General features: G+C 54.8%; 2 protein-coding genes and 1 pseudogene. All 3 read right to left on the reverse strand.

Annotation, left to right across the window (positions count from 1 at the left end; translation table 11 throughout):
- A partial coding sequence (locus ACP5D4_RS21675; protein ID WP_428013677.1) for a cation:proton antiporter occupies positions 1-945 on the reverse strand: 945 nt, incomplete at its 3' end.
- Entirely contained in the window at positions 942-1,277 is a 336-nt protein-coding gene (locus ACP5D4_RS21680; protein ID WP_428013678.1) for an NADH-quinone oxidoreductase subunit K, read from the reverse strand. The genes ACP5D4_RS21675 and ACP5D4_RS21680, both read right to left, overlap by 4 nt.
- A 697-nt stretch (positions 1,278-1,974) precedes the next feature.
- Positions 1,975-2,145, reverse strand: a pseudogene (locus ACP5D4_RS21685) (Uma2 family endonuclease); the annotation flags it as partial.
- Between the last annotated feature and the right edge of the window lie 69 nt (positions 2,146-2,214).

Raw genomic sequence — 2,214 nt, forward strand, 5'->3', positions numbered from 1 at the left:
GCGACTGGGGAGGTTTCCGGCGATGAGAAAGAGTGCCGATTTGACGAGGCCGTGGGTGAGGGCGTAGAAACCGCCCACTTCCGGGGCGGCCAGGACGAAACCCAGTTGCGAGACGGTGTGAAAGGCCAACATTCGCTTGGTGTCTTTTTCAAAGACAGCGTAACCCACCCCCAAGACAGCGGTGGCGACGCCGAACAACCGCACCAGGACATCCATTTCTTCAATGAGCAGGGCGCAGCGGACGAGGGGAAAAATACCGGCTTTGACAGCAATTCCCGACAGCATGGCGGATACGGGGGTGTCGGATTCGGAGTGCGTCAGGGGCAGCCACAGCCCCGAGACGAAGATTCCGCCTTTCGTCAGCAGTCCGAGGAAAATCAAAGCAGTGGCTTCGGTGGGGGCTTGGGCTAAGCCGGAGAAGGCGAAGGAATGGTTGCTTTGATAGACGAGTGCCGTGCCGATGAGATAAAACAGCATGGCGGTGTTGCTGACGAAGAGGTAGCGCAACCCTACCCACATGGAGCGATCGCTGCGGGGATAGGCAATCAGCAGAAAGGCAGCGATTCCGATGACTTCCAAGGCAACGTAAAGACTGATGAAGTCGGCGCAAATGAAAGCGGAGTTGACGCTGCCGTGGAGGAGAATGAGTTGGGTAAAGAAGAAGGTGGGTCGATCGCTGTGCCAGCAGTAGAGAACCACCGCCAGGGTGACGAGAGCGTTGGTGAGGATGAAGAAGCCGCTGAGGGGATCGATCGTCAGGGTGACGCCGAAACTGTCGAGAAGCTGAAAGGTTTCCGGAGATGGCTGTACTAACTGCTGCATGGCGTACCCCAGGGAGACGAGGGAGACGCCGAGGGCGAGGTAACGAGACAACCCCGGCAGCAAGTAGATGCTAAAGCCGACTAAGAACGGTAAGGCAATCCAGGCAATGGCGATCGCAGTCATGGCGTGTTGTTTTTCTCGATTTCACGAACCTCTAAGGTGGGGTTATTGCGCGAGAGTTTCATCGCCCCCACGAGAATCAGGGCTTGGATGGAAAAGCCAATGACGATTGCAGTGAGGATGACCGCTTGGGGGACGGGATCGGCGTAATCGACGGCTTCGCGTCCGGTATCGATGGGCGCAAACCAACCGTCTCGCGACGACACTAGCACGTACCAGGCGATGACTCCGGTACTCATGACATCCATCGCCAGGATTTTCATCATTAGGTTCTGTTTCCAAATGATGGCGAAAAAGCCACAGAGGACGGTGGCGAAAATGAAGGCTTCTAAGATAGGCATGGCTCGGCTCGATCGACGATACGGGCGGTGGGAAGGGGGTTGAGTTGTGGAAAGGTTAGGTTGGGTCTCGCCCTACATGGCGCGACAACGGATGAGGAGAACGTTTTGGCGTCTCTCCATTTTGCGCGTAAACTCCATGATAAAGGCCAAAGGTATCGTCACAGTGTTTTTTTAACGACTTCCCACCGGGATCGAGCGATCGCCCAGCCGAGAGGTGGCCCCCTCTGGCGATCGTGTTTTCCAGTTCTCTCGGCGTCCCTGGGGCGCGGTTTTTGGCCGTTGTGGATGACAAGCCAAACACCACTAACCTCGGGCTTCCAGACAACGATGCAATCCGTCCGTCCAATGAATTTTTGGCATTAGACTTTTGGTGTAATTTTATGATTTATAAATTTTGTTTATAACATTAAAAATAATACCGATCGGCGCAATGCTTAAGGAGGCCCGACCCCGTTGGTATCTTCCCCTTTTCCTAATTAACGCGCACCGCCGCGACCGGAAGATGTCACCTCATGCCATCGTCCAGTCATCCCATCATCACCCCACCTAAACCTCCGCTTCCATACCAGCGGCGCGGAGTTGTGCGGTGAATCATCACCTAAAAACGGCATAATCTTTTTTTAGACTCACAAAGATTTATACAATCAAAAAGTCGCCCTAGAAGGGCGAGGCTCTAACCCCAAAATTTTGGGTAGTGGCTGGGGGTGAAGGTGGTTTCGCTGAGGCGTCCCGCTACTTGCAGGCTGTCGGTGAGGGCGGCGGCGAGGGCGGGTTGGTTGATGTTGTCCACGGGATCGTCGGGGAAAAGGTAGTCGTCTGGGAGGGGTTCCCAGGTGATTTGAAGTTCGGCGGTGGCAACCATAGGGTTTTGAGGAGGTTACCAGAAATTTTGGGTCTAAAGCCTCGCCCTTTCAGGGCGACTCTGCTATAA

The organism is Baaleninema sp. (genome assembly GCF_049974805.1).
Lineage (GTDB): Bacteria > Cyanobacteriota > Cyanobacteriia > Cyanobacteriales > Geitlerinemataceae > Baaleninema.